The organism is Rhodobacter sp. CZR27 (assembly GCF_002407205.1).
Taxonomy (GTDB): domain Bacteria; phylum Pseudomonadota; class Alphaproteobacteria; order Rhodobacterales; family Rhodobacteraceae; genus Cereibacter_A.
This window is the reverse complement of record NZ_CP023548.1, coordinates 2,823,622-2,849,043: the sequence shown is the minus strand read 5'-3', so window position 1 is coordinate 2,849,043 and position 25,422 is coordinate 2,823,622. Positions and strand designations below refer to the sequence as shown.

Here is a 25,422-nt window from a genome sequence, read left to right as displayed (position 1 = left end):
ACCGGGAGGTCAGAACTATGGCAACGGAAACCCATGGGCCCCAAGGCTTCGAGACCGCGCTGAACCGCGCGCCCGATGCCGTGGCCGAATTCAAGCAGCGGAAGTCCGCGGTGCAGCGCGCCCGGCACCTGCTGCACCAGACGCCGTCGTTGGTGCCGCTTATCGTGCTGGTGGTTTCGATTTCGATCTTCGGGGCGCTCCTCGGGCAGAAGTTCTTCTCGGCCTTCACGCTGACGCTGATCCTGCAGCAGGTGGCGATCGTCGGCATCGTGGGCGCGGCGCAGACCCTCGTCGTGCTGACCGCGGGCATCGACCTGTCGGTCGGGGCGATCATGGTGCTTTCCTCGGTGATCATGGGCCAGTTCACCTTCCGCTACGGCATTCCGGCGCCGATCTCGGTGCTCTGCGGCCTCGCCGTGGGCGCGGGCATCGGCTTCATCAACGGCACGCTGGTGTCGCGCATGAAGCTGCCGCCGTTCATCGTGACGCTCGGCATGTGGCAGATCGTGCTGGCAGCGAACTTCCTCTATTCGGCGAACGAGACCATCCGCTCGCAGGACATCTCGCAGAACGCGCCGATCCTGCAGTTCTTCGGGAACACCTTCCGCATCGGCGCCGACGAGGCCGGCCGGGGTGGCGCGGTCTTCACCTATGGCGCGGTACTGCTGATCCTGCTCGTGCTGCTGATCGCCTATGTCCTGCGCCAGACCGCCTGGGGCCGCCATGTCTATGCCGTGGGCGACGATCCGGAGGCGGCGGAACTGGCCGGCGTGCAGACGAAGAAGATCCTGCTGACGGTCTACACCCTCTCGGGCCTGATCTGCGCCATGGCGGGCTGGGTGATGATCGGGCGGCTGGGGTCGGTCTCTCCCACGGCGGGGCAGTTCGCCAACATCGAATCGATCACGGCCGTGGTGATCGGCGGGATCAGCCTCTTCGGCGGGCGCGGCTCGGTGCTCGGGATGCTCTTCGGGGCGCTGATCGTGGGCGTGTTCTCGCTCGGACTGAAGCTGATGGGCACGGATCCGCAATGGACCTACCTGCTCATCGGCGTGCTCATCATCGCGGCTGTGGCCGTGGACCAGTGGATCAGAAAGGCGGCTGCGTGATGGAACCGATCCTGAAGGCGAGGGGACTCGTCAAGCGCTACGGCAAGGTGACGGCGCTCGATCACTGCGACTTCGATCTCTATCCCGGAGAGATCCTGGCGGTGATCGGCGACAACGGGGCGGGCAAGTCCTCGCTGATCAAGGCGCTCTCGGGCGCGATCAAGGTGGACGAGGGGACGATCGAGCTGGACGGCAAGCCGATGCACTTCACCTCGCCGCTCGACGCACGCGAGGCGGGGATCGAGACGGTCTACCAGAACCTCGCGCTGTCGCCCGCCCTGTCCATCGCCGACAACATGTTCCTCGGCCGCGAGATCCGGAAGCCCGGCATCATGGGCAAGTGGTTCCGCGCCCTCGACCGGGGCGCGATGGAGGCACGGGCCCGCGAGAAGCTGACCGAACTCGGGCTGATGACGATCCAGAACATCAGCCAGGCGGTCGAGACGCTTTCGGGCGGGCAGCGGCAGGGCGTGGCGGTGGCGCGTGCGGCGGCCTTCGGCTCCAAGGTGGTGATCATGGACGAGCCGACGGCGGCGCTGGGCGTCAAGGAAAGCCGCCGCGTGCTGGAACTGATCCTCGACGTGAAGCGGCGCGGCCTGCCCATCGTGCTGATCAGTCACAACATGCCGCATGTCTTCGAGGTGGCGGATCGCGTCCACGTCCACCGGCTGGGGCGCAGGCTCTGCGTGATCGACCCGAAGCGGCACTCGATGTCGGATGCGGTGGCGCTGATGACCGGCGCGATGAAGCCCGAATCGCTCAACGAGTTCGCATGACACCCGCAGACCTCGCGCAGCGGATACGGAAGGAAGCCGAAGGCAGGGGGCGGTTCATCACCGCCCTCGCAGGCCCTCCCGGAGCCGGCAAGTCCACGCTTGCCGCCGCCGTGGTGGCAGCCCTGGGAGAGGGCGCCCGCGTCGTGCCGATGGATGGCTTCCACTATGACGACCGGGTGCTCGCGCAGCGCGGGCTGACGAAGCGCAAGGGCGCGCCGGAGACCTTCGACGTGCTGGGCTTCCTTCACCTGATGCACCGGCTGCGCGAGGGTGGCGAGGTCGCGATTCCCGTCTTCGACCGGCAGATGGAACTGTCGCGTGCCGCCGCCGATGTCGTCACCGACGAGGACCGCTTCCTCGTGGTGGAAGGCAACTACCTGCTGCTCGAGAAAGATCCCTGGCGCAGGTTGCGCGGGTTCTTCGACCTGACGGTCTTCCTCGACGTGCCGTTCCCCGAACTGGAGCGGCGGCTGGTCCAGCGGGGGATGCAGGCGGGGCGCACGCCCGAGGCGGCCGCGGACTGGGCGAATTCCAACGACCTTCCCAATGCGCGGCGGGTGCTGGATCGCTCCTGTCCCGCCGATGCCGTGATCCGCTGGCAGTAATCAGCCCTGCGGCGTCACCACCCGGCGCTGCCGGGCGCGCTCCAGACCCAGCCGGCGCTCGCGCCAGATGATGAGGATGCCGGCGGCGACCACGAGGCTCGCCCCGCCGAGCATGACCAGCGTCGGCGTCTCGCCGAACACCGCATAGCCGATGGCCAGCGCGAACAGCATCGAGGCGTATTCGAAGGGCGCCACCAGCGAGGCATCGGCGTGGCGGTAGCTCGACGTAAGCAGGATCTGGGCGATACCGCCGAGAACGCCCGCGCCGATCAGCAGCGCCGCCTCGGTCGGGGTGGGGCGGACCCAGCCGAAGGGCAGGGTGACGAAGGACAGCAGCGTCGCCGTCAGCGAAAAGTAGAAGACGATGGCCGCCGTCGCCTCGGTGGTCACGAGCTTGCGGATGAAGACCTGCGCGAGCCCGGCAAAGACGGCGCCGCCCAGCACCAGCATCGCGCCGAAGGCCTCGCGGTGGCCGATGCCGCCCGACAGCACCGTCAGCCGGGGCGAGAGCACGATCAGCACGCCCGCAAGTCCCAGCGCCACGGCCGAGATGCGGAAGGCCCGGACCTCCTCGCCAAGGAACATCGCCGCGAAGATCACCGTCAGCAGCGGCGCGGCATAGCCGAGCGCGGTCACCTCGGGCAGCGGCAGGTAGGCCAGCCCCGCGAAACCGAGGCCCATGGCCAGCGTTCCCACCAGCCCGCGCCAGACATGGCCCATCGGGTTCACGGGCCGCAGGCCCACGCGCAACTCGCGCCGCCAGACCAGCCAGACAAGGATCACCGGCATGGCGAAGAACGAGCGGAAGAACACCGCCTCGCCCGCCGGCACACGGTCGGCCGTCGCCTTGATCAGCGACGACATGACGATGAAGATCAGGACGGAGGCGACCTTGAGGCCGATGCCGCGAAGCGGATGCATGGAAATCTCTCGGGATGGGAAACCAGATGGACCATCTTGCGGCGCGGCGTGCAAGGGCGAAGGATGCGCTGGACGCCGCCATGCGCCTCGGCTTCTCTGAAGCTGCGGCCTTCGCCGCCAGCACAGGAGGAACCCATGCGCCGCAGCCTGTCCGACCTCATCGACCAGGGCCGGGGCCTGGTGCCGTCCGAGATCGTGCTGAAGAACGGCCGGGTCTTCGACCTGATCACGGGCGAGCTGGTGCAGACCGACGTGGCGATCTGCGGCGACACCATCGTGGGCACCTTCGGCAGCTATGACGGCCTGCGAGAGATCGACTGCACCGGCCGCATCCTCGTGCCCGGCTTCATCGACACCCACCTGCACATCGAAAGCTCGCTGGTCACGCCGTTCGAATTCGACCGCTGCGTCTGCCCGCGCGGCATCACCACGGCGATCTGCGACCCGCACGAGATCGCCAATGTCTGCGGCCTCGACGGCATCCGCTATTTCCTTGAGGCGTCGGCGCGGACGGTGATGGACATCCGCGTGCAGCTGTCGTCCTGCGTGCCCTCGACGCACATGGAGACCTCGGGCGCGGCGCTGGAGGCCGCCGACCTCGCGCCGCTGATGGATCATCCGCGGGTGATCGGGCTGGCCGAGTTCATGAACTTTCCGGGCGTGCTGATGAAGGACGCAGGCTGCCTTGCCAAGCTCGAGGCGTTCCGTGGCCGGCACATCGACGGCCATGCGCCCCTGCTGCGCGGGAAGGACCTGAACGGCTACATCGCCGCCGGCATCCGCACCGAACACGAGGCCACGACCGCCGAGGAGGCGCTGGAGAAGCTGCGCAAGGGGATGCGGGTGCTGATCCGCGAAGGCTCGGTTTCGAAGGACCTGCACGCGCTGGTCCCGCTTCTGACCGAGCGGCACTCGCCCTACCTCTGCCTCTGCACCGACGACCGCAACCCGCTCGACATCGCCGAGCATGGCCATATCGACCACATGATCCGGACCGCGATCCGTCTGGGCGCGCCGCCGCTTGCCGTCTATCGCGCGGCGAGCCTTTCGGCGGCCGAGGCCTTCGGCCTGAAGGACCGCGGTCTGATCGCGCCGGGCAAGCGCGCCGACATCGTGGGTCTCGACTCGCTCGAGGACTGCCGCGCGGCTTTCGTGCTGGCCGGCGGCGTGGTGGCCGACGACGCGGCCTTTGCGGCACGGCGGACGGTGCCACCGGTGGCCCGGCGTTCGGTCGTGCTGGCCGAGGTCCGGGCCGAGCAGTTCCGCTGCCCCGGCAACCGGGCCGAGACCCCGGTGATCGGCATCCTTCCCGGCAAGATCATCACCGAGCGGCTCACCGAGGAGATCGTCCCGCAGGATGGCGACAAGCGACCCGACCCGGCGCGCGATCTGGCAAGGATCGCCGTGATCGAGCGCCACGGCAAGGGCGGCGGCCGCGCCACCGGCTTCGTGCGCGGCTTCGGCATGCAGCGCGGGGCCATCGCCTCGACGGTCTGCCACGATCACCACAATCTCGCCGTGGTGGGGATCGACTACGAGGACATGGCGCTGGCCGCCAACCGCCTGCGCGAGATCGAGGGCGGTTTCGCCGTGGCGGCCGGGGGGCGGATCCTTGCCGAACTGGCGCTGCCATTGGCCGGGCTGATGAGCCTTCGCCCCTTCGAGGAGGTGCGGGATGCGTTGACGGCGCTGCGGGCCGCGGCGCGCGGGCTGGGTGTCACGCTGGAGGAGCCGTTCCTGCAACTGGCCTTCCTTGCGCTGCCGGTGATCCCGCACCTCAAGATCACCGACCGGGGCATGGTGGACGTGGACCGGTTCGAGATCCTGTCCTGAGCCTCTGCCGCCCGGCCGAGGGTCCGTTCGGCCGGGCGGAGCGGCTTGGCCTCAGCAGGGGCCGTTGAAGCGCTCGCCGCGGGCGTTGCGATAGACGCAGGTGCCGGTGCCGGTCGGCCCGATCAGCGTGCCCGCGACGGCGCCCGCCGCGGCGCCAAGGGCCGCGCCCTGCACGCGGTCGTTGCTGCCCGACACCGCGGCGCCAAGGGCCGCACCGGTAAGTGCGCTGGCGGCCGTGGTCTGGTTCGCGGTCTCGCAACCGGCCGCGAAAGCCATGACCGGAATGAGAAGGAAGAATTTCTTCATGATGCCCCTCCGGGGAAGTGAATGGTGAATCGACAACAACGGCCGGATGGGGCGGTTCCTGCCACCACACCCGCGGGGTGAGCATACTCGCGCCGGAGCAGGCGGCAACAAGCTGCGCCGGCCCGTGGGCGGAGGTCGTCCGATGCAAGGCTTGCCCGAGGGGATGTGGATGCTGGCCGAGCCGGCGGGTCACGTGCGCGAAGCGGCTGCGGGTCGGATGACGGCAGGCCCGGCACCGCTTCCGATGAGCCGTGCTCGTCCGGACCGAGGACTGCAGGCCGTGCGATGCCGTTCGCAGGTCTGCGGGCGCCCCGATGCTGTCGTGGCATCCTTGGAACAGGGAGCGGCCTACAGGCCGACGCGCCATCGCACGACGCTGACGGCGCACGAAGCCTGTCCGACCGAACCGCTACGGATCCGACGCTTGCTGCTTCTGTCTGTCAGGTTATTTTGGTGGAGCCAGGCGGGATCGAACCGCCGACCTCTTGAATGCCATTCAAGCGCTCTCCCAACTGAGCTATGACCCCACCGGAGGTGCAAGGCCGTTGCCGGCCTGCTTGGGTTTTGCGAACCGTTTCCGCTTCGCCCGGGCTATCTAGAAGGTTGCGATGAGGGGCGCAAGAGGAATTTTTCGCCCCTCGCCCGCATCAGCCTTCCTCGTCGTCACCGGCCACGTCGGCGAGGTCGTCGAGCGAGACGTTGTCGTCGGCATCGTCCTCGAGCAGGTCGTCATCGACATCCGTATCCTCAGGCGCCTCGGCGTCGAGCAGGTCGTCATCGGTCTCGAGATCGTCGACCAGCAGTTCGTCGTCCTTCTCGGGCGCCACGCGCGAGATGACGGCCGCCACCGCCTTGCGGCGCGCGCTTTCGATATCCACGACTTCGCCGGTGTAGGGGCTGACGACGGGACTACGGTTGAGGTCGTAGAAGCGCTTCCCGGTGGTCGGGCAAATGCGCTTCGTGCCCCATTCTTCCTTGGGCATGGTGATCCCCTTGCAAGGCTGTCTGCTGCAGAATTGGGGAGCCATGCCACAAGGCCCTTCCCCTGTCAAAGGCTTTCCGCTCCGCTCGATCCCCTGCATTTTCAGGGCTTTCCTCTGCCGGCGGGCCGGCTAATCTGCCGCCCCGAAGGAGCCCGCGATGCCCGTCCTGCCCGGTCCGCCGCCTGTCGAGATCACGCTGCGCCGCTCGGCGCAGGCCCGCCGCTTTTCGCTGCGCGTCTCGCGGCTTGACGGGCGGGTGACGCTGACCGTGCCCCTCCGCGCGCGCGAGGCGGAAGCACTGGCCTTCGCCCGGGACCAGGAGGGCTGGATCCGCAACGCGCTTCTCGAGGTGCCCGAGACCGCCCCGGTCGGCTTTGGCACGCTGCTGCCGGTCGAGGGGCGGCGACTGGTGGTCCGGCCCGGAGCGGGACGGTCGGTGAGGATCGAGGATGATTCGCTGCTGGTGCCGGGCGAGCCGGAGGCGGTTGCAGCCCGGCTCGCGGCCTTCCTGCGCACCCGCGCGCGGGACAGCCTCGCCGCGGCCTGCGACCGGCACGCAGCGATGCTCGGCCGGCGCTACCTTCGGCTCACCCTGCGCGACACGCGGTCGCGCTGGGGCTCGTGCACGGCGGACGGCAGCCTGATGTTCTCGTGGCGGCTGATTCTCGCGCCGCCGGAGGTGCTGGACTACGTGGCCGCGCATGAGGTCGCCCATCTGGCCGAGATGAACCACTCGCCCGCGTTCTGGGAGGTGGTGCGCCGGCTGATGCCCGCCTACGCGCCGCACCGGGCCTGGCTCCGGCGGCATGGGCAGGCGCTGCACGGCTTCCGTTTCGGGGATTGACCCCCGGGCCGCGGCGGTGCTTGGCTTCAGGCATGCTGACCCAGACCCGCCCGTCCGACCTCACCGCCGCCGCGCATGAACGGCTTTACCGCAGCCTGCGTGGCCAGGTGATGCATGGCGAGATCGCGCCGGGGCAGGCGCTGACGCTGCGGGGCCTCGCGCGGAGCTTCGGCGTGTCGATGACACCGGCGCGAGAGGCGGTGCGGCGGCTGGTCGCCGAGGGGGCGCTGTCGCTGTCCTCCTCGGGCCGGGTCGCGACGCCGGAACTCAGCCCCGAGCGGATCGAGGAACTGGCCGCCATCCGTGCCTTGCTGGAGCCGGAACTGGCCGCCCGTGCGCTGCCGCGGGCGCATTTCGCGCTGCTCGACCGGCTGACGGCGATCAACGCCGCCAATGCCGAGGCGGTCGCGAAGGGCGATGCGGTGGCTTACATCCGCACCAACCTCGAGTTCCATCGCACGCTCTACCTGCGGGCGCAGGCCCCGGCGATGCTGGCCATCGCCGAGACGGTCTGGCTGCAACTGGGTCCCACGATGCGGGCGCTCTATGGCCGCCTGCGCCGGAACGAGCCGCCCCAGCACCACCGCAGCATCCTCGCGGCGTTGCGGGCGGGCGACGAGCCGGGGCTGCGGCTGGCGGTCCGGACCGATGTGACCCAGGGGCTGCGACATCTGATCGGGTGAATTGGTCATATTATTTGACCAGGATCATGTTTTGCCGAGGGGCAAAAGGATACTCCAAGGGCAACGAATAGGATCAGACCCAAGGGGAATCATCATGCTGGAACGAGTTCGCGCCTTCTTCGACCAGTGGCACCGGATGCAGGAAGTCCATGCCCTGTCCGACCGTGATCTGGAGGATCTGGGCATCACGCGCTGGCAGATCGAGCAGTTCGCCCGGATGCCCGAGAACGTGGGCGAGCGTCTGCTGCAGATGGCGCAGGTGTTCGGCCTCGACCCGGTCGAACTTCAGCATGCCTATGCCGATTATCTGGAACTGCTCGACGTCTGCCGGCACTGCGGCAACGTGAAGGCCTGCAAATGCGCCCTGGCCCATGCCGAGACGCTCGATCCCGAGGATTGCGGCTTCTGCCCGAACGCGCAGACCTACGCGCAGATGGCGCATCATCCGCTGCACTGACGCGCCGGGAATTGCCGGGAGGCGCCCGCCGCCCCGGGGCGGAAGGGCAGGGTGAAGGGCGCGCCCGCAGGGCGCGCCTTCGCATGTGGAGGGTCAGATGACCCGTTCCACCATCATCTTCTTGATCTCCGCGATCGCCTTCGCCGGGTTCAGCCCCTTCGGGCAGGTCTTGGCGCAGTTCATGATGGTGTGGCAGCGGTAGAGCTTGAAGGGGTCTTCCAGCATGTCGAGCCGCTCGGGCGTCGCCTCGTCGCGGCTGTCCACGATCCAGCGGTAGGCGTGCAGCAGCGCCGCCGGCCCGAGGTAGCGGTCGCCGTTCCACCAGTAGCTCGGGCAGGAGGTCGAGCAGCAGGCGCACATCACACATTCATAGAGGCCGTCGAGCTTCGCGCGGTCCTCCACCGACTGGCGCCACTCCTTCGCGGGCTCCACGGTCTTGGTCTCGAGCCAGGGCATGATCGAGGCGTGCTGGGCGTAGAACAGCGACAGGTCGGGGATCAGGTCCTTGATCACCGGCATGTGCGGCAGCGGATAGATCCTCACGTCGCCCTTGATCTCGTCGAGGCCATAGATGCAGGCCAGCGTGTTGATCCCGTCGATGTTCATCGCGCAGGAGCCGCAGATCCCCTCGCGGCAGGAGCGGCGGAAGGTCAGCGTCGGGTCGACCTCGTTCTTGATCTTGATGAGCGCGTCCAGGACCATCGGGCCGCACTTGTCCATGTCGAGGAAATAGGTGTCCACCCGCGGGTTCTCGCCCGTGTCGGGGTCCCAGCGGTAGATCATGAACTTGCGGACGTTCTTCGCGTTTGCGGGCTTCGGCCAGGTCTTGCCGGTCCGGACCTTGGAGTTCTTGGGGAGCGTGAGCTGGACCATGGTTCATCCCTTCCGGTCTTGGCGGAAATAGAGCGGCCGCGTCGGAGGCTGGCCGGTTTTCTTGCGGACGCAGTCGTCATAGACCACCTGCGGGTCGCGCCCCATCAGGTAGTCCGAGGTGACATTCAGTTCGAGTTCGCCGTAGACGCCGCCACTGCCGGCACCCATGCCCAGCGTGCCGCCCGGCGCCTGTGCCAGCCGGGCGCGCTCGGCGCAGATCTCCTCGGCCTCCTCCACCGTCAGGGGGGCGCAGGCAAGAAGCAGGAGGGGCAGGGCGAGGGCGGGGCGCATCGGTCAGATAGCCGGCAGAAGGGGCAGGCCGCTCGTCTGCAGGCACTGGATGGTCGAAGGCCGGGTGGCGATGGTCATCACGTTCTGCACCGTCGTCGTGCCGGCGCGGACGCCGACATCGCGCGCCAGCGCGTTGATCTCCTGCGCCGAGGCATTGTCGATGATGCAGGTGGTGACGCCCTGCGCGGCGGGGCCGGGCATGTATTGCTCGACCACCGGCAGCACGACGGTGCGGGCGGTCCGCCGGGCCACGCTGTCGGCCACCGACTGCGGACTGCAGGCGGCAAGCGCGAGGAGGCCGGAGAGGAGGACCGCGCCGCGCATCAGTAGACCCGCGCCTTGGGGGCGATCTTCTTCAGGTCGATCCCGCCCTCGGCCTGCTTCGTCAGCGGCTCGAGGTGCACCGGACGGCTCGCCAGCGTCACCTGGTTGCCCTCGACCGTGGCGAGGCTGTGGACGCGCCAGTTCTCGTCGTCGCGGTTCGGATAGTCTTCGTGCGCGTGCGCCCCGCGGCTTTCCTTCCGCGCCTCGGCCGCGACGATGGTCGCGAGCGCGTTCGGCATCAGGTTGGTCAGCTCCAGCGTTTCCATCAGGTCCGAGTTCCAGATGAGGCTCCGGTCGGTGACCTTCAGGTCGCCCATCTTCGCCGCGATGCCCTTCATCTTCTCGACGCCCTCGGCGAGCGTCTTGTCGGTGCGGAACACGGCGGCATCGGCCTGCATGGTGCGCTGCATCTCGAGCCGCAGGTCGGCAGTCGGGATTGCGCCCTTGGCGTGGCGCAGGTCGTCGAACCGGCCCATGATGCGGTCGATCTGCTCTTTCGGCACATCGGGGTGGAACTCGTGCGGCCGCACGATCTGGCCGGCGCGGATAGCCGCGGCGCGGCCGAAGACCACGAGGTCGATCAGCGAGTTCGAGCCGAGGCGGTTCGCCCCGTGCACCGAGGCGCAGCCGGCCTCGCCCACCGCCATCAGGCCCGGGAAGACGCGGTCGGGATCGTCGGCGGTGGGGTTCAGCACCTCGCCCCAGTAGTTCGTGGGAATGCCGCCCATGTTGTAGTGCACGGTCGGCAGCACCGGGATCGGTTCCTTGTGCACGTCCACGCCGGCAAAGATCTTCGCCGATTCCGAGATGCCGGGCAGACGCAGCGCCAGCGTCTCGGGGGGCAGGTGGTTCAGGTGCAGGTGGATGTGGTCGCCATGCTCGCCCACACCGCGGCCTTCGCGGATCTCCAGCGTCATGCAGCGCGAGACCACGTCGCGGCTGGCCAGGTCCTTGTAGGTCGGAGCGTAACGCTCCATGAACCGCTCGCCGTTCGAGTTGGTGAGGTAGCCGCCCTCGCCGCGCGCGCCTTCGGTGATCAGGCAGCCCGAGCCGTAGATGCCGGTCGGGTGGAACTGCACGAACTCCATGTCCTGCAGCGGCAGGCCGGCCCGCGCCACCATCCCGCCGCCGTCGCCAGTGCAGGTATGGGCCGAGGTGGCCGAGAAATAGGCGCGGCCGTAGCCGCCCGTGGCAAGGACCGTCAGCTTGGCGTTGAAGACGTGGATCGTGCCGTCTTCCAGACGCCAGGCCACGACGCCGGTGCAGCGGCCGTCCTGGATGATCAGGTCGAGCGCGAAATATTCGATGAAGAACTCGGCGTTGTTCTTCACGCTCTGGCCGTAGAGCGTGTGCAGGATCGCGTGGCCGGTCCGGTCCGCTGCGGCGCAGGTGCGCTGCACCGGCGGGCCTTCGCCAAACTGCGTGGTGTGGCCGCCGAACGGGCGCTGGTAGATCTTGCCTTCCTCGGTGCGCGAGAAGGGCACGCCATAGTGCTCCAGCTCGTAGACCGCCTTGGGGGCCTCGCGCGCGAGGTATTCCATCGCGTCGGTGTCGCCCAGCCAGTCCGACCCCTTCACGGTGTCGTACATGTGCCACTGCCAGTTGTCCGGCCCCATGTTCGCCAGCGAGGCGGCGATGCCGCCCTGCGCCGCAACCGTATGGCTGCGGGTGGGGAAGACCTTGGTGACGCAGGCCGTGCGCAGGCCCTGCTCGGCCATGCCCAGCGTCGCGCGGAGGCCGGCACCGCCAGCGCCCACCACCACGACGTCGTAGTCATGCGTCTCGTAAGTGTAAGCAGCCATGAACTCAGGTCCTCAGAGGGCGATCTTGGCGAGGGCGAACAGCCCGATCGCCGCCACGCCATAGGCGAAGGATTGGGCGCAGATCACCAGCAGGCGGCGCGGCACGCCCTGCCAGTAGTCCTCGATCATCATGGTCGAGCCTTCGGCGAAGTGGCGCATGCCGAAGAACAGCACAAGGCCGGACAGGATCGCATTGAACGGGTGCGAGAAGATCTCGACGACACGCTCGTGGCTTTCGCCGATGGCGTTGCCGACGATGTAGACGAAGATCGGGATCAGCACGGCAAGGCCGACCGCGCTGACGATCATGTACCAGTGCCGGTCGGTGCCGTGATGGGCGGCGCCCATGCCCTCGGCGCGTTTGCGGGCGGTGATGTAACGCATGGGGCGCCCCTTCAGATGACGATGACGGTCAGGATGGTCAGGATCAGCGAGCCGCCGATGCAGGCCCAGCCGAGCTTCTGGGCAATCTCGATCTCGAGCCCGTTGCCGGTGTCCCAGTAGAGGTGACGCAGCCCGGCAAGGTAGTGATACCAGAGCGCCCAGACCGACAGGAGCAGCACGAGATCGCCGAACCACGAGGTCAGCACCCAGTCGGCGATGGCGAACTGCTCGGGCCCGAGCGCCGCGGCCAGCAGCCACCATGTCACCAGCATCGTGCCCACGATCAGCCCGTTTCCGGTGATCCGGGTGAAGATCGAGGTCATGGAGGTCAGCTGCACCCGGTAGATCTGGAGATGGGGGGAAAGGGGCCGCTCGACCCGCTTCTGTTCAGCCATGTCGTTGCCTTTCGCTGGCCGGCCCCGCCGGGTGGGGCGGCTGTCTCGCTGGTGTCACTCAATAGAGGTTTTTTTGCCCGAGTCACGGGGGCCTTGCCCCGCGCGAGCTTCAAAATCAGGCTTGGGCGGAAAAAAAACGCGCAAGTGATCACATTGTCGAAGCGTGTGATCACATGTTTGCGCAATCATCCGTGGCCTTTGTTCAGGGCACGAGTCACCGCGGCACCAGCGCCCAGTAGTCGAGGTCGAGCAGCACACCGGGGTGGTATTTGCCGTCCTCGGCCTTCAGCGCGAAGGCTTCGGTGCCGTGCTTGACCGCGACCAGCCGCAGCCGCAGCGCACCGACGCCGGGGGCCGAAGTCTCGGCCTTGTCGAGCACTTCGGACCACGCCCGGACGGTATCGCCGGCGAAGCAGGGGTTGGCATGGGCACCGGCGTTCAGCGCCACGATCATCTGCGCATTTGCCAGCCCGTTGAACGACAGCGCCCGCGCCATCGAAATCACGTGGCCGCCATAGATCAGGCGCTTGCCGTCGGGCCGGTTGGTCGCGTCGAAATGCACCTTGGCGGTGTTCTGCCAGAGGCGGGTTGCGAGCATGTGCTCGCTCTCCTCGATGGTCACGCCGTCGACGTGGTCGATCCGCTCGCCGATCTCGTAATCGTCCCAGCGGTGCGGCTCGCCGGCAAGGGTGAAGTCATAGCCCGAGAAGTCGAGGCCTTCCGGGATCACCAGGTCCGAGGCGGGCACCGACTTCGCCAGTGCCGGCACTGTGGCTTCGGGCGCGGGCGCAGCCTCGTCGCGCTTCCGGACCATCACCCAGCGGACGTATTCCAGCACCGCCTCGCCGCGTTGGTTCAGGCCACGGGTGCGGACATACACCACGCCCGACTTGCCGTTCGAGTTCTCCTTCAGCCCGATGACGGTGCTTTCCGAGCGCAAGGTGTCGCCCGGAAAGACCGGCTTCAGCCAGCGCCCCTCGGCATAGCCGAGGTTCGCGACCGCGTTCAGGCTGATGTCCGGCACGGTCTTGCCGAACACCAGATGGAAGGCCACGAGGTCATCGACCGGAGCGGCCGGAAGGCCGCTCGCGCGGGCGAATTCGTCCGAGGAATAGAGCGCATGACGCGCCGGGTAGAGCGCGTGATACATCGCCCGCTCGCCGCCCGAGACGGTGCGCGGCACGGCGTGGACGATGGTCTCGCCCAGCCGGTAATCCTCGAAGAAACGGCCCGCGTTGGTCTTCAACTCAGTAATCTCCCAGCTTGGTCTCGGGCGTGTAGGTGCCCGGAACGTCCTTCACCACCGCCTGACCGCAGCGCATCACGCCCTTCGCCGCATCGAAGGCATAGGTGGGCTCGCCATGCAGGTGCCAGCCCTTGTTCAGCGCGGCGGTCACCTTGTGGCAGAAGGCCGAGGTGTCGTCTTCGGTCAGGAAGCGGTAGAGTTTCATGCGTAGGTTCCGGCAAAGGGGGTGTGGCCCGTCCAGATGTGGACGAGGGCGATCAGCCCATACATCACCAGAACCACTCCGATAAGGGCGAGGTCGCGCTTCGGCCCGCCGGACACGGGGCGCACCCACTCTGTCTGCCTGTTGATCAGCACGATCTCGGCCACCGCCCAGGCGCCAAGGCCGCCGAACAGGATCAGCGAGGCCACGTCGCCATTCACCAGCAGGTGCGCAAAGGCCCAGATCACGAAGCCGTAGAGCATCGGGTGGCGGATCTTCGTCCAGAGCCAGCCTTTCGACATGCCGGCGCCAAAGACGATCAGCGCGATCAGCATGATGAGGTTGTTCGCGTGGCCGATCCCCGGCGGCGGGGTGTAGACCGAGATGAAGTCGGCCGCGCGATAGCCCATAACCATCAGCACGAGCGAGGTCACCAGCAGAAGCGCGGCTACGCCCTTGCCGGCATCGCCCAGCGGCGCCCGCAGGCCGGGCGCCACGCGCTTGAACAGATGGGCCGCGGACCACAGCGCGACCCCCAGGATCAACAGAAGCATATCGTTCCTCAACTTGCCCCGAACGCGGCAATCGCCTCGGCCTTGGCCAGAGTCTGCCGCGCGGTCACGATATGCAGGTTCTCGACGATCTTACCATCCACCACGGCGACGCCGAGGCCCTGCCGCTCGGCCGCCTCGAAAGCCTCGATCTGGCGGTTGGCCAGCGTGATTTCGGCCTCGGAGGGCGAGAAGACCTCGTTGGCGATGTCGAGCTGCGCCGGATGGATCAGCGTCTTGCCGTCGAAGCCCATGTCGCGGCCCTGCGTGCATTCGGCGCGCAGGCCGTCCTCGTCCTTGAAGGCGTTGTAGACGCCGTCGACGATGGTGAGGCCGTAAGCGCGGGCGGCGAGCAGGCAGAGGCCGAGGCCCGTCTGCAGCGCAAGGCGGTCTGGGCGGAAGCGGCTGCCGAGTTCCTTGGACAGATCGTTCGTGCCCATCACCATGCCGGTCAGGCGCGGATGGGCGGCGATCTCGGCCGCGTTCAGCATGCCGAGTGCCGTCTCCATCATCGCCCAGAGCGGCACGTCGGGGATGAGGTCGGCCACCGCCTGCACGTCCGCCGCCGAGGAGACCTTGGGGATCAGGATCACGTCTGCCTTCGAGCCCACGAAGGCCGCCACGTCGTCGCGGCCCCACTCCGTGTCCATCCCGTTCACCCGCACGATGCGGATGCGACGACCGTAGTCGGCCGTCTCCAGCGTGCGCTTCAGCAGGTCGCGGGCGTGCAGCTTCTCGTCATGGGCGACCGCATCCTCGAGGTCGAAGATGATCGCGTCGGCTGCCAGCCCCTGCGCCTTTTCCAGTGCGCGTTCCTTCGAGCCGGGGATGTAGAGCACCGAACGGAACGGATGAGCCTGATGCGCCATGACGATTCTCCCCTGCCAGCAACAATCTTGCGCTTGGGAACACATTTCCGGCATATTCGGCAAGCCCTGATTTGCTGCGGCGCGGCAAATCAGGCGACAGCCTGCCAGATCAGCCTCAGTGAAACCAGCAGCAGCGCCCAGGTGACCAGCCTGAAGAACAGCTCCTGCGGCAGTACCCGCACCAGCCTGTAGCCCGCAAGAACGGCCAGCGCCGCGGGCAGCATCAGCCAGGCTGCCACCTTCAGGTTCTCGGGCGAAAGCTGGCCGAGGGCTGCATAGGGGATCAGCTTGACCGCGTTGATCCAGGCGAAGAGGATCGTCGACGTGCCGGCGAACACTGTCTTCGGCATCTTCAGCGGCAGGACGTAGACCTGATAGGGCGGCGCTCCGGCGTGGCTGACGAAGCTGGTGAAACCGGTGGCCACGCCCCAGAACATGCCGGGTGTCACTTTCGCGACCCGTGCCGGCGGATCGCTCCGGCGCAGCAGCAGGTTGGCGGCAAAAGCCGCGCCGATCAGCCCCACCAGACCGCCCACCACCGCCTCCGACACCATGCTCGCGGTCATCCAGCCCAGCAGGACGCCGATCGCGCTGGCCGGGATCAGGATCTTCAGCACCCGCGCGTCGAACTCGCGCCGGTAGGCATAGAGGCCGAACAGGTCCGAGACGACATAGATCGGCAGGAGCAGTCCAGCCGCCGTCACGGGCGAGATCACCAGCGACAGGAGCGGCACGCTCATCATGCCCACGACCGGCAGGCCGCCCTTGCTCATCCCCACGAGCACGGAAGCCGTTACCGCCAGCGCCCAGAAGCCGAAGCCGTCCATCCCTTACTCCGAATCAGGGGCTCTCGCGCGGTATGCAATCGGATACCGCGACCCCTGTCGCCGGGCATCCGGGCGCAGCCTTTAGCGCAAACACAAGGGGACAAACAGGGACCACGCGGCCCGGCGGGCCGCACGAGGCTTGCGCGGGCGCTGGTGACGGTCTACCCATCGCCGCGAATTCCTCACCCCATTGTCCGGGAGACACTCATGGCCAGACCCAAGATTGCGCTGATCGGTGCGGGGCAGATCGGCGGCACGCTCGCCCATCTCGCCGCGATCAAGGAACTGGGCGACATCGTCCTGTTCGACATCGCCGAAGGCACCCCCCAGGGCAAGGCGCTGGACATCGCGCAGTCGGGCCCGTCGGAAGGCTTCGACGCGGTCATGAAGGGCGCGAACAGCTACGAGGACATCGCGGGCGCCGACGTCTGCATCGTCACCGCGGGCGTGCCGCGCAAGCCCGGCATGAGCCGCGACGACCTGATCGGCATCAACCTCAAGGTGATGAAGTCGGTCGGCGAGGGCATCAAGGCGCATGCCCCGAACGCCTTCGTGATCTGCATCACCAACCCGCTCGACGCGATGGTCTGGGCGCTGCAGCAGTTCTCGGGCCTGCCGCCGGAGAAGGTGGTCGGTATGGCCGGCGTGCTCGACTCGGCGCGCTTCCGTCACTTCCTGTCGGTCGAGTTCAACGTCTCGATGCGCGACGTGACCGCCTTCGTGCTCGGCGGCCACGGCGACACGATGGTGCCGCTCGTCCGTTACTCGACCGTCGCCGGCATCCCGCTGCCCGACCTGGTGCAGATGGGCTGGACCACGCAGGAGAAACTCGACCAGATCGTGCAGCGCACCCGTGACGGCGGCGCCGAGATCGTGGGCCTCCTGAAGACCGGCTCGGCCTACTACGCCCCGGCCACCTCGGCCATCGAGATGGCGGAAGCCTATCTCAAGGACCAGAAGCGCCTGCTGCCCTGCGCGGCTTGGGTGGATGGCGCCTTCGGCCTTGATGGGATGTATGTCGGCGTGCCGACCATCATCGGCGCCGGTGGGATCGAGAAGGTCGTGGACATCAAGCTGAACGCCGACGAACAGGCGATGTTCGACAAGTCGGTCGATGCGGTGAAGGGCCTCGTGGCCGCCTGCAAGAGCATCGAGCCGAGCCTCGCCTGAGTCGCTTCGGATCTTCGGGAAAGGGCGCGCCGGTCTGCCGGCGCGCCCTTTTTCCTGTCCGGACGGATGCCGCGCGGCAGCATGGCCAAGCGTTGTGATCACGCATTTCCGGCCTGTGATCACAAACCTTCCTTTTTGCGGCCAAATCCTGATGGTAGCGCAAAACCCGTTTTGAACCCGCCCGTTTCTGTGGCATCACGCCGCAAATCATTAGCGATGGGACAGTTCAATGAACATCCACGAATACCAGGCGAAGGCGCTCCTGCGCAGCTACGGTGCGCCGGTGTCCGACGGCCGGGTCGTTCTGAAAGCCGACGAAGCCAAGTCCGCGGCGGGCGAGCTGGGCGGCCCGCTCTGGGTCGTCAAGGCGCAGATCCACGCCGGCGGCCGCGGCAAGGGCAAGTTCAAGGAGCCGGAAGCCGGCGAGAAAGGCGGCGTCCGCCTCGCGAAGTCGGTGGGCGAAGCCGCCGAACTCGCCAAGCAGATGCTCGGCCGCACGCTGGTGACGCACCAGACCGGCCCGGCCGGCAAGCAGGTCAACCGCATCTACATCGAGGAAGGCTCGGACATCGCGCGCGAACTGTACCTCGCGCTGCTGGTGGACCGCGGCTCGTCGCGCGTCTCCTTCGTCTGCTCGACCGAAGGCGGGATGGACATCGAGGAAGTCGCCGCCCACACGCCCGAGAAGATCGTGTCGTTCTCGGTCGATCCGGCCTCGGGCCTGTCGGACTTCCACGGCCGCCGCGTCGCCTTCGCGCTGGGTCTCGAGGGCGCGCAGGTCAAGCAGTGCGTGCAGCTGGTCAAGCAACTCTACAAGGCCTTCGTCGAGAAGGACATGGAGATGCTCGAGATCAACCCGCTGATCGTGATGACCGACGGCCACTTGAAGGTGCTCGACGCCAAGGTGGGCTTCGACAACAACGCGCTCTACCGCCAGCCCGACATCATGGCGCTGCGTGACGAGACGGAAGAGGACCCGAAGGAACTCGCTGCCTCGAAGTTCGACCTGAACTACATCGCGCTCGACGGCGAGATCGGCTGCATGGTGAACGGCGCGGGCCTTGCGATGGCCACGATGGACATCATCAAGCTCTACGGCGCGGAGCCGGCGAACTTCCTCGACGTGGGCGGTGGCGCCACCAAGGAGAAGGTGACGGAAGCCTTCAAGATCATCACCTCGGACCCGAACGTGAAGGGCATCCTCGTCAACATCTTCGGCGGGATCATGCGTTGCGACATCATCGCCGAGGGCATCCTCGCCGCCGTGAAGGAAGTGGGCCTGCAGGTGCCGCTGGTCGTGCGCCTGGAAGGCACGAACGTGGAGATGGGCAAGGAGATCATCGCGAACTCCGGCCTCAATGTCATCGCGGGCGACAACCTGTCGGACGCCGCTCAGAAGATCGTCAAAGCGGTGAAGGGGTGACCCTCGGCGTCGGCGAGGGTGCGAGGGGAACCAGATGGACTTTCTGACCTTCGAGGATCGCGAACAGGATCTGCCGGCGCTAATGCTGCTGGCAGTGAGCCTGCATCGCACCTGCCCCAAAGCCCGCCTGCACCTGCCGGCCCGCGACTTGGGCACGCGGGCGCAGGACTGGCTAGGACGTCAGCCGAACGTCGTCCTGCACCGCGACCTCTGGGCCGAGGACACGTTCTGGAACATAAAGCCCTACCTGATCGAGCAACTGCTCGCACGGGGGATCAAGCGCATCACTTGGCTGGATGCCGACCTGATCCTGACCGCCGATCCGTCGATCTACTTCCGCGACCTAACGGAGGACACGATCCTCATCGCTCAAGAGGGCTTTCGCAGCCGCTTCACCGGGACCGGGGGCCGCACTATCGCCATCGGTCGAGCGATAGCGCGCGAACTCGGCTACACCGTCAACTCCTGCGTCGTTGGCGTCACCGCCCGCCACCTGCCGCTCCTCGATCGCTGGAAGTCGCTCTTGCGGTCAAACGTCTACCAAGTCGCGGACAGGCAGTTCATCGTCGGCGACCAGGACATCCTGGGGGGTCTCCTCGGCTCGGCCGAGTTCGGGCAGGTGCCGGTCAAGGCGCTTCGCACTGGCCGCGACATCGCGCATGACATGCTGCCGGGCGACTTCGGCTTCTTCCAGCGCATCGCCACGCTCCGCCACGGCGAGCCGCGCTTCGTCCATGCGCAGGGCCGTAAGACTTGGCGCTATGCGCGCAACTCGGTCGAAGCGCGTTCGCTCTACAGCCAACTCAGCCTGCACCGGCAATGGGCCAAGTGCCACCGTGCTGACCTGCCCGCCGACCACACCGCTTGGATCATCGAGGACGGTGCGCTGGCCCGCGCCATGCTGCGCCTCCTGCCGCGCAACCCGAGCCTGCGCGGCCTGCCGATCGGCTTGATCGGTAGCGCGCTGAACCTTGCCTACATCCTGCGCAACAAGTTGCGGCGGAACCCGACCTTCCACGTCGGGCAGATGCCGGACGGCGACCGGTCCGCTTCCCTCACCTGAAGACTATTTCAAGGAATTCTCCATGTCCGTCCTCGTCAACAAAGACACCAAAGTCATCTGCCAGGGCATCACCGGCAGCCAGGGCACCTTCCACACCGAGCAGGCGATTGCTTACGGCACGCAGATGGTCGGCGGCGTGACGCCGGGCAAGGGCGGCACCGAGCATCTCGGCCTGCCGGTCTTCAACTCGGTTTACGAGGCCCGCGAAGTCACCGGCGCCAACGCCAGCGTGATCTATGTGCCGCCGCCGTTCGCGGCCGACTCGATCCTCGAGGCGATCGACGCCGAGATCCCGCTGATCGTCTGCATCACGGAAGGCATCCCGGTGCTCGACATGATGAAGGTGAAGCGGGCGCTGCAGGGCTCGTCCTCGCGGCTCATCGGGCCGAACTGCCCGGGCATCATGACGCCCGACGAGTGCAAGATCGGCATCATGCCGGGCTCGATCTTCAAGCGCGGCTCGGTGGGTGTGGTGTCGCGTTCGGGCACGCTGACCTATGAGGCGGTGAAGCAGACCTCGGACGTGGGCCTCGGCCAGTCCTCGGCGGTCGGCATCGGCGGCGATCCGATCAAGGGCATGGAACATATCGACGTGCTCGAGATGTTCCTTGCGGACCCGGAAACGGAGTCCATCATCATGATCGGCGAGATCGGCGGTTCGGCCGAAGAGGAAGCGGCGCAGTTCCTCGCCGACGAGAAAAAACGCGGCCGTTGGAAGCCCACCGCGGGCTTCATCGCCGGCCGCACCGCGCCTCCGGGCCGCCGCATGGGCCATGCCGGCGCCATCGTCTCGGGCGGCAAGGGCGATGCGGAATCGAAGATCGAAGCGATGAAGAGCGCGGGCATCATCGTCGCCGACAGCCCGGCCCACCTGGGCGAAGCCGTGATGAAGGCCCTCGGCAAGTAAGACCTTCAGGCCCGCGCCGTGTTGGCGCGGGCCTTCCAGATGTCAGGTGAAACCATGACGGAACATTCTCCCAACGCGCAGTTCCACGCCTCGAGCTTCCTTCAGGGCCAGAACGCCGAGTACATTGACCAGTTGCAGGCACGTTATGCCGAAGATCCCGCGTCGGTGGACGCAGGCTGGGCGGAGTTGTTCCGTTCGCTGGGCGACAGCGAGATCGACGCCAAGCGTCAGGCGCATGGGCCGTCCTGGGCGCGCGCCGACTGGCCGCCGACGCCCACCGATGACCTGACCGCGGCGCTGACCGGCCAATGGCCTGTGGCGCCCGCGCCGAAAGAGGCCAAGGGCGCCGCCGAGAAGATCCAGGCAAAGGCCGCCGAAAAGGGTGTGAGCCTTTCGGACGCGCAGGTGCAGCGCGCGGTTCTCGATTCCATCCGGGCGCTGATGCTCATCCGCGCCTACCGGATCCGCGGCCATCTTGCCGCCGATCTCGATCCGCTCGGGATGCGCAACACCACGAACCACCCCGAGCTTGATCCCAAGTCCTACGGCTTCACGGACGCCGACATGGACCGGCCGATCTTCATCGACAACGTGCTCGGTCTTCAGGTCGCTTCCATGCGGCAGATCGTGGACATCGTCAAGCGCACGTACTGCGGCACATTCGCTCTGCAATACATGCATATTTCCGACCCCGAGCAGGCGGCCTGGCTGAAGGAGCGCATCGAGGGCTACGGCAAGGAGATCCACTTCACCCGCGAGGGTCGTCGCGCGATCCTGAACAAGCTGGTCGAGGCCGAGGGCTTCGAGAAGTTCCTCCATGTGAAATACATGGGCACCAAGCGCTTCGGCCTCGACGGCGGCGAAAGCCTGATCCCGGCGATGGAGCAGATCATCAAGCGCGGCGGCGCGCTGGGCGTGCAGGAGATCGTGATCGGCATGCCGCACCGCGGGCGCCTCTCGGTGCTCGCCAACGTGATGGCCAAGCCCTATCGCGCGATCTTCAACGAGTTCCAGGGCGGCAGCTTCAAGCCCGACGAGGTCGACGGCTCGGGCGACGTGAAGTACCACCTCGGCGCTTCCTCGGACCGCGAGTTCGATGGCAACACCGTGCACCTGTCGCTGACCGCGAACCCCTCGCACCTTGAAGCCGTGAACCCGGTCGTGCTGGGCAAGGTCCGCGCCAAGCAGGAGCAGATGGGCGACAAGGCCCGCAGCCAGGTGCTGCCGATCCTGTTGCACGGCGATGCGGCCTTCGCGGGGCAGGGGGTCGTGGCGGAATGCTTCGGCCTGTCAGGCCTTGTCGGCCACCGCACGGGCGGCACGATCCACATCGTCGTGAACAACCAGATCGGCTTCACCACCGCGCCGTCGTTCAGCCGGTCCTCGCCCTATCCGACGGACATCGCGCTGATGGTGGAAGCGCCGATCTTCCACGTGAACGGCGACGACCCCGAGGCCGTGGTGCATGCCGCCAAGGTGGCGACCGAGTTCCGGCAGAAGTTCCACAAGGACGTCGTGATCGACATCTTCTGCTACCGCCGCTTCGGTCACAACGAGGGCGACGAGCCCATGTTCACCAACCCGGCGATGTATACTTCGATCAAGAAGCACAAGACCACGCTTCAGCTTTACACCGAGCGTCTGGTGCGGGACGGCCTGATCCCCGAAGGCGAGATCGAGGACATGAAGGCCGCCTTCCAGGCCCAGCTGAACGAGGAGTTCGAGGCCGGCAAGGACTTCAAGCCGAACAAGGCCGACTGGCTGGACGGCCGCTGGAAGCACATCGACCGCCACGGCGCGGAGTATGAGCCGGGCCGCACCTCGATCTCGGCCGAGACGCTGGAGGAGATCGGCCAGGCGCTGGTCCGCGTGCCGGAAGGGTTCGACCTGCACAAGACGGTGGCGCGGCAGCTCGAGGCCAAGAGGCAGATGTTCGAGACCGGCAAGGGCTTCGACTGGGCGACCGGCGAGGCTCTGGCCTTCGGCTCGTTCGTGACCGAGGGCTACCCGGTGCGGCTTTCCGGGCAGGACTGCACCCGCGGCACGTTCAGCCAACGCCATTCGGCCTTCATCGACCAGTCGACCGAGGAACGCCACTATCCGCTGAACCACATCCGCAGCGGGCAGGCGCGGTACGAGGTCATCGACTCGATGCTGTCGGAATATGCCGTGCTCGGCTTCGAGTATGGCTATTCGCTGGCGGAACCCAACGCGCTGGTGATGTGGGAGGCCCAGTTCGGCGACTTCGCCAACGGCGCGCAGATCATGTTCGACCAGTTCATCAACTCGGGCGAGTCGAAGTGGCTGCGCATGTCGGGCCTCGTGGTTCTGCTGCCGCACGGGATGGAGGGGCAGGGGCCCGAACACTCCTCGGGCCGACCGGAGCGCTTCCTGCAGATGTCGGCCAACGACAACTGGATCGTGGCGAACTGCTCGACGCCCGCGAACTACTTCCACATCCTGCGTCGGCAGATCCACCGCAACTTCCGCAAGCCGCTGATCCTGATGACGCCGAAGTCGCTGCTGCGCCATCCGATGTGCGTCTCGAAGGCGGAGGATTTCACCACCGGCTCGGGCTTCCACCGGGTGCTGTGGGACGACGCGCAGGAGGGCAATTCGGAAACGGTGCTGAAGCCGGATGCCGAGATCCGGCGCGTGGTGATCTGCTCGGGCAAGGTCTACTATGACCTGTTGGCCGAGCGCGACAAGCGCGGGATCGACGACATCTACCTGCTGCGGCTCGAGCAGTTCTATCCCTTCCCGGCGCTGAGCCTCGTGAAGGAACTGGGCCGCTTCAAGCAGGCCGATATCGTCTGGTGCCAGGAGGAGCCCAAGAACCAGGGCGGCTGGACCTTCGTCGAGCCGAACCTCGAATGGGTGCTGACCCGGATCGGCGCCAGCCACCACCGCGCCCATTACGTGGGGCGTGCGGCATCGGCGGCTCCGGCGACGGGCCTTGCCAGCCGTCACAAGGCGGAACAGGAGGCGCTGGTGAACGACGCGCTGACCATCGGGAGCTGACGGAATGGGAACGGAAGTACGGGTTCCGACGCTGGGTGAAAGCGTCACCGAGGCGACGGTCGCCACCTGGTTCAAGAAGCCGGGCGACCGCGTCGCGGTCGACGAGATGCTCTGCGAACTGGAAACCGACAAGGTGACGGTCGAGGTGCATGCTCCTGTTGCGGGCCGTCTGACAGAGATCGTGGCGCCGGAGGGGACGACCGTGGGTGTCGCGGCCCTTCTTGCCCAGATCGGCGCGGCGGAGGCCGGCGACGAGCCGGCGCGGGACAAGACTCAGAAAGGCGCCAGGGCCGAGGCCGGCGCGGGAGAGAGCAAGATGATCGACGTGATGGTGCCGGCGCTGGGTGAATCGGTGTCCGAGGCGACTGTTTCCACCTGGTTCAAGAAGCCCGGCGACACGGTGGCGCAGGACGAGATGCTGTGCGAACTCGAAACGGACAAGGTTTCGGTCGAGGTTCCGGCCCCGGCCAGCGGCGTGCTGGCCGAGATCCTGGTGACGGAAGGGACCACGGTCGCCGCCGGATCGAAGCTCGCGCTGATCTCGACCGATGGCGCGGCCGCCGCGGCGGTGCCCAAGGCCGCGGCCCCGGCGCCGGCTCCCGCCGCGAAGAAGGATGTGGAGGATGCGCCGGCCGCCAAGAAGGCGATGGCCGAAGCCGGTCTTGACCGTGATGCCGTGCAGGGCTCGGGCCGCGACGGTCGCGTGATGAAGGAGGACGTGGCGCGTGCCGTCGCCGCGGCCACGGCACCGATCGCGCAGGCCCCGGCCGCGCCGCAGCCTGCGCTGCCGCGCCAGCCGGTTCCGGCCGATGATGCGGCGCGCGAGGAGCGGGTGAAGATGACCCGCCTGCGCCAGACCATCGCCCGCCGCCTGAAGGAGGCGCAGAACACCGCCGCGATGCTGACCACCTACAACGAGGTGGACATGTCGGGCGTGATGGCGCTGCGCAACGAGTACAAGGACGCCTTCGAGAAGAAGCACGGCGTGAAGATGGGCTTCATGTCCTTCTTCGTGAAGGCCTGCTGCCACGCGCTGAAGGAAGTGCCCGAGGTCAATGCCGAGATCGACGGCACGGACATCGTCTACAAGAACTACGTCCACATGGGCGTGGCGGTGGGCACGCCCTCGGGCCTCGTGGTGCCGGTGGTGCGTGACGCCGACCAGATGGGCTTTGCCCAGATCGAGAAGAAGATCGCCGAACTCGGCGCCCGTGCGCGTGACGGGAAACTGTCGATGGCCGAGATGCAGGGCGGCAGCTTCACCATCTCGAACGGCGGGGTCTATGGCTCGCTGATGTCCTCGCCGATCCTGAACCCGCCGCAGTCGGGGATCCTCGGGATGCACAAGATCCAGGACCGGCCGGTGGTCGAGAAGGGGCAGATCGTGATCCGCCCGATGATGTACCTCGCGCTCAGCTACGATCACCGCATCGTCGACGGCAAGGGCGCGGTGACCTTCCTCGTCCGCGTGAAGGAGGCGCTGGAAGACCCGCGCCGCCTGCTGCTCGACCTGTGAAACCAGCACGGCCCCGGGGAAGTCCCGGGGCCGTCCGCGTC

The 25,422-nt window shown here is 67.2% G+C and carries 27 protein-coding genes and 1 tRNA gene; 13 read left to right on the top strand and 15 right to left on the bottom strand.

Annotated elements, in window-relative coordinates; genetic code table 11:
* The first annotated feature begins 17 nt into the window (after positions 1–17).
* Genes CK951_RS13880 through CK951_RS13870 form a run of 3 tightly spaced genes read left to right on the top strand, consistent with a single transcriptional unit; the run spans position 18 to position 2,490 of the window.
* A complete protein-coding gene (locus CK951_RS13880; protein WP_096786714.1) occupies positions 18–1,109 on the top strand; it encodes an ABC transporter permease in 1,092 nt (363 codons plus the stop codon).
* Positions 1,109–1,885: an ATP-binding cassette domain-containing protein gene (locus CK951_RS13875; RefSeq protein WP_096786713.1), complete on the top strand. Its 777-nt coding sequence runs from the start codon at positions 1,109–1,111 to the stop codon at positions 1,883–1,885. The genes CK951_RS13880 and CK951_RS13875 overlap by 1 nt, the downstream gene beginning before the upstream one ends.
* Entirely contained in the window at positions 1,882–2,490 is a 609-nt protein-coding gene (locus CK951_RS13870) for a nucleoside/nucleotide kinase family protein (RefSeq protein WP_096786712.1), read from the top strand. Before CK951_RS13875 ends, CK951_RS13870 begins: the two co-directional genes overlap by 4 nt.
* Here the strand turns inward: CK951_RS13870 and CK951_RS13865 are convergent, their stop codons facing one another.
* Positions 2,491–3,411, bottom strand: coding sequence for a DMT family transporter (locus tag CK951_RS13865; protein WP_096786711.1), 921 nt, complete (start codon positions 3,409–3,411; stop codon positions 2,491–2,493).
* Positions 3,412–3,546: 135 nt separating this feature from the next.
* Between CK951_RS13865 and ade the strand changes: the two genes are divergently transcribed.
* Positions 3,547–5,244, top strand: coding sequence for an adenine deaminase (ade, locus tag CK951_RS13860; protein ID WP_096786710.1), 1,698 nt, complete (start codon positions 3,547–3,549; stop codon positions 5,242–5,244).
* A 51-nt stretch (positions 5,245–5,295) separates the two neighbouring features.
* Here the strand turns inward: ade and CK951_RS13855 are convergent, their stop codons facing one another.
* The 3 genes from CK951_RS13855 to CK951_RS13845 all read right to left on the bottom strand — a co-directional run bounded on the left by CK951_RS13855 (position 5,296) and on the right by CK951_RS13845 (position 6,533).
* The gene (locus tag CK951_RS13855) at positions 5,296–5,550 is read right to left on the bottom strand and encodes a glycine zipper 2TM domain-containing protein (protein ID WP_096786709.1); all 255 of its coding nucleotides are present in this window, start codon (positions 5,548–5,550) and stop codon (positions 5,296–5,298) included.
* A 451-nt stretch (positions 5,551–6,001) separates the two neighbouring features.
* Positions 6,002–6,077 (bottom strand) — tRNA-Ala (locus CK951_RS13850).
* 120 nt (positions 6,078–6,197) lie between these two features.
* Positions 6,198–6,533, bottom strand: coding sequence for a TIGR02300 family protein (locus CK951_RS13845; protein WP_096786708.1), 336 nt, complete (start codon positions 6,531–6,533; stop codon positions 6,198–6,200).
* Positions 6,534–6,690: 157 nt separating this feature from the next.
* On the opposite strand from CK951_RS13845, the gene CK951_RS13840 reads away from it, so the two are divergent.
* The 3 genes from CK951_RS13840 to CK951_RS13830 all read left to right on the top strand — a co-directional run bounded on the left by CK951_RS13840 (position 6,691) and on the right by CK951_RS13830 (position 8,517).
* Positions 6,691–7,377 carry a M48 family metallopeptidase gene (locus tag CK951_RS13840; RefSeq protein WP_096786707.1) on the top strand — a complete coding sequence of 229 codons (687 nt, stop codon included), beginning with the start codon at positions 6,691–6,693 and terminating at the stop codon, positions 7,375–7,377.
* Between the two features lie 32 nt (positions 7,378–7,409).
* Complete coding sequence (locus tag CK951_RS13835; protein WP_096786706.1) at positions 7,410–8,060, top strand: GntR family transcriptional regulator; 651 nt, start codon at positions 7,410–7,412, stop codon at positions 8,058–8,060.
* 94 nt (positions 8,061–8,154) lie between these two features.
* The gene (locus CK951_RS13830; RefSeq protein WP_096786705.1) at positions 8,155–8,517 is read left to right on the top strand and encodes a DUF6455 family protein; all 363 of its coding nucleotides are present in this window, start codon (positions 8,155–8,157) and stop codon (positions 8,515–8,517) included.
* Between the two features lie 93 nt (positions 8,518–8,610).
* Here the strand turns inward: CK951_RS13830 and CK951_RS13825 are convergent, their stop codons facing one another.
* The 11 genes from CK951_RS13825 to CK951_RS13775 all read right to left on the bottom strand — a co-directional run bounded on the left by CK951_RS13825 (position 8,611) and on the right by CK951_RS13775 (position 16,281).
* Positions 8,611–9,390, bottom strand: a complete 780-nt coding sequence (locus CK951_RS13825; protein ID WP_096786704.1) for a succinate dehydrogenase iron-sulfur subunit — start codon at positions 9,388–9,390, stop codon at positions 8,611–8,613.
* A 3-nt stretch (positions 9,391–9,393) separates the two neighbouring features.
* On the bottom strand, positions 9,394–9,681 hold the full coding sequence (locus CK951_RS13820) for a hypothetical protein (protein ID WP_096786703.1): 288 nt from the start codon (positions 9,679–9,681) through the stop codon (positions 9,394–9,396).
* A 3-nt stretch (positions 9,682–9,684) separates the two neighbouring features.
* Entirely contained in the window at positions 9,685–10,005 is a 321-nt protein-coding gene (locus tag CK951_RS13815; protein ID WP_096786702.1) for a hypothetical protein, read from the bottom strand.
* The gene (gene sdhA, locus CK951_RS13810) at positions 10,005–11,807 is read right to left on the bottom strand and encodes a succinate dehydrogenase flavoprotein subunit (protein WP_096786701.1); all 1,803 of its coding nucleotides are present in this window, start codon (positions 11,805–11,807) and stop codon (positions 10,005–10,007) included. Before sdhA ends, CK951_RS13815 begins: the two co-directional genes overlap by 1 nt.
* A 12-nt stretch (positions 11,808–11,819) precedes the next feature.
* The gene (gene sdhD, locus CK951_RS13805; protein WP_096786700.1) at positions 11,820–12,191 is read right to left on the bottom strand and encodes a succinate dehydrogenase, hydrophobic membrane anchor protein; all 372 of its coding nucleotides are present in this window, start codon (positions 12,189–12,191) and stop codon (positions 11,820–11,822) included.
* 11 nt (positions 12,192–12,202) lie between these two features.
* Positions 12,203–12,586, bottom strand: coding sequence for a succinate dehydrogenase, cytochrome b556 subunit (gene sdhC, locus CK951_RS13800; RefSeq protein ID WP_096786699.1), 384 nt, complete (start codon positions 12,584–12,586; stop codon positions 12,203–12,205).
* 214 nt (positions 12,587–12,800) lie between these two features.
* Positions 12,801–13,832 carry a MaoC family dehydratase gene (locus CK951_RS13795; RefSeq protein WP_096786698.1) on the bottom strand — a complete coding sequence of 344 codons (1,032 nt, stop codon included), beginning with the start codon at positions 13,830–13,832 and terminating at the stop codon, positions 12,801–12,803.
* A 1-nt stretch (position 13,833) separates the two neighbouring features.
* Positions 13,834–14,037: a DUF1737 domain-containing protein gene (locus CK951_RS13790; RefSeq protein ID WP_096786697.1), complete on the bottom strand. Its 204-nt coding sequence runs from the start codon at positions 14,035–14,037 to the stop codon at positions 13,834–13,836.
* A complete protein-coding gene (locus CK951_RS13785) occupies positions 14,034–14,588 on the bottom strand; it encodes an NnrU family protein (RefSeq protein WP_096786696.1) in 555 nt (184 codons plus the stop codon). The genes CK951_RS13790 and CK951_RS13785 overlap by 4 nt, the downstream gene beginning before the upstream one ends.
* An 8-nt stretch (positions 14,589–14,596) precedes the next feature.
* Positions 14,597–15,454, bottom strand: a complete 858-nt coding sequence (locus CK951_RS13780; RefSeq protein WP_096786695.1) for a (3S)-malyl-CoA thioesterase — start codon at positions 15,452–15,454, stop codon at positions 14,597–14,599.
* A gap of 89 nt (positions 15,455–15,543) precedes the next feature.
* Positions 15,544–16,281, bottom strand: a complete 738-nt coding sequence (locus CK951_RS13775; RefSeq protein WP_096786694.1) for a sulfite exporter TauE/SafE family protein — start codon at positions 16,279–16,281, stop codon at positions 15,544–15,546.
* A gap of 207 nt (positions 16,282–16,488) precedes the next feature.
* Between CK951_RS13775 and mdh the strand changes: the two genes are divergently transcribed.
* The 6 genes from mdh (at position 16,489) to odhB (ending at position 25,381) form a co-directional block, all read left to right on the top strand.
* Entirely contained in the window at positions 16,489–17,451 is a 963-nt protein-coding gene (mdh, locus tag CK951_RS13770) for a malate dehydrogenase (RefSeq protein ID WP_096786693.1), read from the top strand.
* Between the two features lie 229 nt (positions 17,452–17,680).
* Positions 17,681–18,874: an ADP-forming succinate--CoA ligase subunit beta gene (gene sucC / locus CK951_RS13765; protein ID WP_096786692.1), complete on the top strand. Its 1,194-nt coding sequence runs from the start codon at positions 17,681–17,683 to the stop codon at positions 18,872–18,874.
* 34 nt (positions 18,875–18,908) lie between these two features.
* Entirely contained in the window at positions 18,909–19,937 is a 1,029-nt protein-coding gene (locus CK951_RS13760) for a hypothetical protein (protein WP_096786691.1), read from the top strand.
* Between the two features lie 22 nt (positions 19,938–19,959).
* Positions 19,960–20,844, top strand: a complete 885-nt coding sequence (sucD, locus tag CK951_RS13755; RefSeq protein WP_096786690.1) for a succinate--CoA ligase subunit alpha — start codon at positions 19,960–19,962, stop codon at positions 20,842–20,844.
* A gap of 54 nt (positions 20,845–20,898) precedes the next feature.
* Positions 20,899–23,865, top strand: coding sequence for a 2-oxoglutarate dehydrogenase E1 component (locus CK951_RS13750; protein ID WP_198402355.1), 2,967 nt, complete (start codon positions 20,899–20,901; stop codon positions 23,863–23,865).
* A gap of 4 nt (positions 23,866–23,869) precedes the next feature.
* Entirely contained in the window at positions 23,870–25,381 is a 1,512-nt protein-coding gene (odhB, locus tag CK951_RS13745) for a 2-oxoglutarate dehydrogenase complex dihydrolipoyllysine-residue succinyltransferase (protein WP_096786689.1), read from the top strand.
* Positions 25,382–25,422: the final 41 nt, after the last annotated feature.

Coding starts and splice junctions, on each gene's coding strand:
- CK951_RS13760 (WP_096786691.1), top strand. CDS start 18,909: ATGGACTTTCTGACCTTCGAGGATCGCGAACAGGATCTGCCGGCGCTA.
- sdhA (WP_096786701.1), bottom strand. CDS start 11,807: ATGGCTGCTTACACTTACGAGACGCATGACTACGACGTCGTGGTGGTG.
- CK951_RS13855 (WP_096786709.1), bottom strand. CDS start 5,550: ATGAAGAAATTCTTCCTTCTCATTCCGGTCATGGCTTTCGCGGCCGGT.
- CK951_RS13790 (WP_096786697.1), bottom strand. CDS start 14,037: ATGAAACTCTACCGCTTCCTGACCGAAGACGACACCTCGGCCTTCTGC.
- CK951_RS13815 (WP_096786702.1), bottom strand. CDS start 10,005: ATGCGCGGCGCGGTCCTCCTCTCCGGCCTCCTCGCGCTTGCCGCCTGC.
- sucC (WP_096786692.1), top strand. CDS start 17,681: ATGAACATCCACGAATACCAGGCGAAGGCGCTCCTGCGCAGCTACGGT.
- ade (WP_096786710.1), top strand. CDS start 3,547: ATGCGCCGCAGCCTGTCCGACCTCATCGACCAGGGCCGGGGCCTGGTG.
- CK951_RS13845 (WP_096786708.1), bottom strand. CDS start 6,533: ATGCCCAAGGAAGAATGGGGCACGAAGCGCATTTGCCCGACCACCGGG.
- odhB (WP_096786689.1), top strand. CDS start 23,870: ATGGGAACGGAAGTACGGGTTCCGACGCTGGGTGAAAGCGTCACCGAG.
- CK951_RS13875 (WP_096786713.1), top strand. CDS start 1,109: ATGGAACCGATCCTGAAGGCGAGGGGACTCGTCAAGCGCTACGGCAAG.
- mdh (WP_096786693.1), top strand. CDS start 16,489: ATGGCCAGACCCAAGATTGCGCTGATCGGTGCGGGGCAGATCGGCGGC.
- CK951_RS13775 (WP_096786694.1), bottom strand. CDS start 16,281: ATGGACGGCTTCGGCTTCTGGGCGCTGGCGGTAACGGCTTCCGTGCTC.
- CK951_RS13835 (WP_096786706.1), top strand. CDS start 7,410: ATGCTGACCCAGACCCGCCCGTCCGACCTCACCGCCGCCGCGCATGAA.
- CK951_RS13830 (WP_096786705.1), top strand. CDS start 8,155: ATGCTGGAACGAGTTCGCGCCTTCTTCGACCAGTGGCACCGGATGCAG.
- CK951_RS13825 (WP_096786704.1), bottom strand. CDS start 9,390: ATGGTCCAGCTCACGCTCCCCAAGAACTCCAAGGTCCGGACCGGCAAG.
- CK951_RS13750 (WP_198402355.1), top strand. CDS start 20,899: ATGACGGAACATTCTCCCAACGCGCAGTTCCACGCCTCGAGCTTCCTT.
- CK951_RS13780 (WP_096786695.1), bottom strand. CDS start 15,454: ATGGCGCATCAGGCTCATCCGTTCCGTTCGGTGCTCTACATCCCCGGC.
- CK951_RS13880 (WP_096786714.1), top strand. CDS start 18: ATGGCAACGGAAACCCATGGGCCCCAAGGCTTCGAGACCGCGCTGAAC.
- sdhD (WP_096786700.1), bottom strand. CDS start 12,191: ATGCGTTACATCACCGCCCGCAAACGCGCCGAGGGCATGGGCGCCGCC.
- CK951_RS13870 (WP_096786712.1), top strand. CDS start 1,882: ATGACACCCGCAGACCTCGCGCAGCGGATACGGAAGGAAGCCGAAGGC.
- sucD (WP_096786690.1), top strand. CDS start 19,960: ATGTCCGTCCTCGTCAACAAAGACACCAAAGTCATCTGCCAGGGCATC.
- CK951_RS13785 (WP_096786696.1), bottom strand. CDS start 14,588: ATGCTTCTGTTGATCCTGGGGGTCGCGCTGTGGTCCGCGGCCCATCTG.
- CK951_RS13865 (WP_096786711.1), bottom strand. CDS start 3,411: ATGCATCCGCTTCGCGGCATCGGCCTCAAGGTCGCCTCCGTCCTGATC.
- sdhC (WP_096786699.1), bottom strand. CDS start 12,586: ATGGCTGAACAGAAGCGGGTCGAGCGGCCCCTTTCCCCCCATCTCCAG.
- CK951_RS13840 (WP_096786707.1), top strand. CDS start 6,691: ATGCCCGTCCTGCCCGGTCCGCCGCCTGTCGAGATCACGCTGCGCCGC.
- CK951_RS13820 (WP_096786703.1), bottom strand. CDS start 9,681: ATGCGCCCCGCCCTCGCCCTGCCCCTCCTGCTTCTTGCCTGCGCCCCC.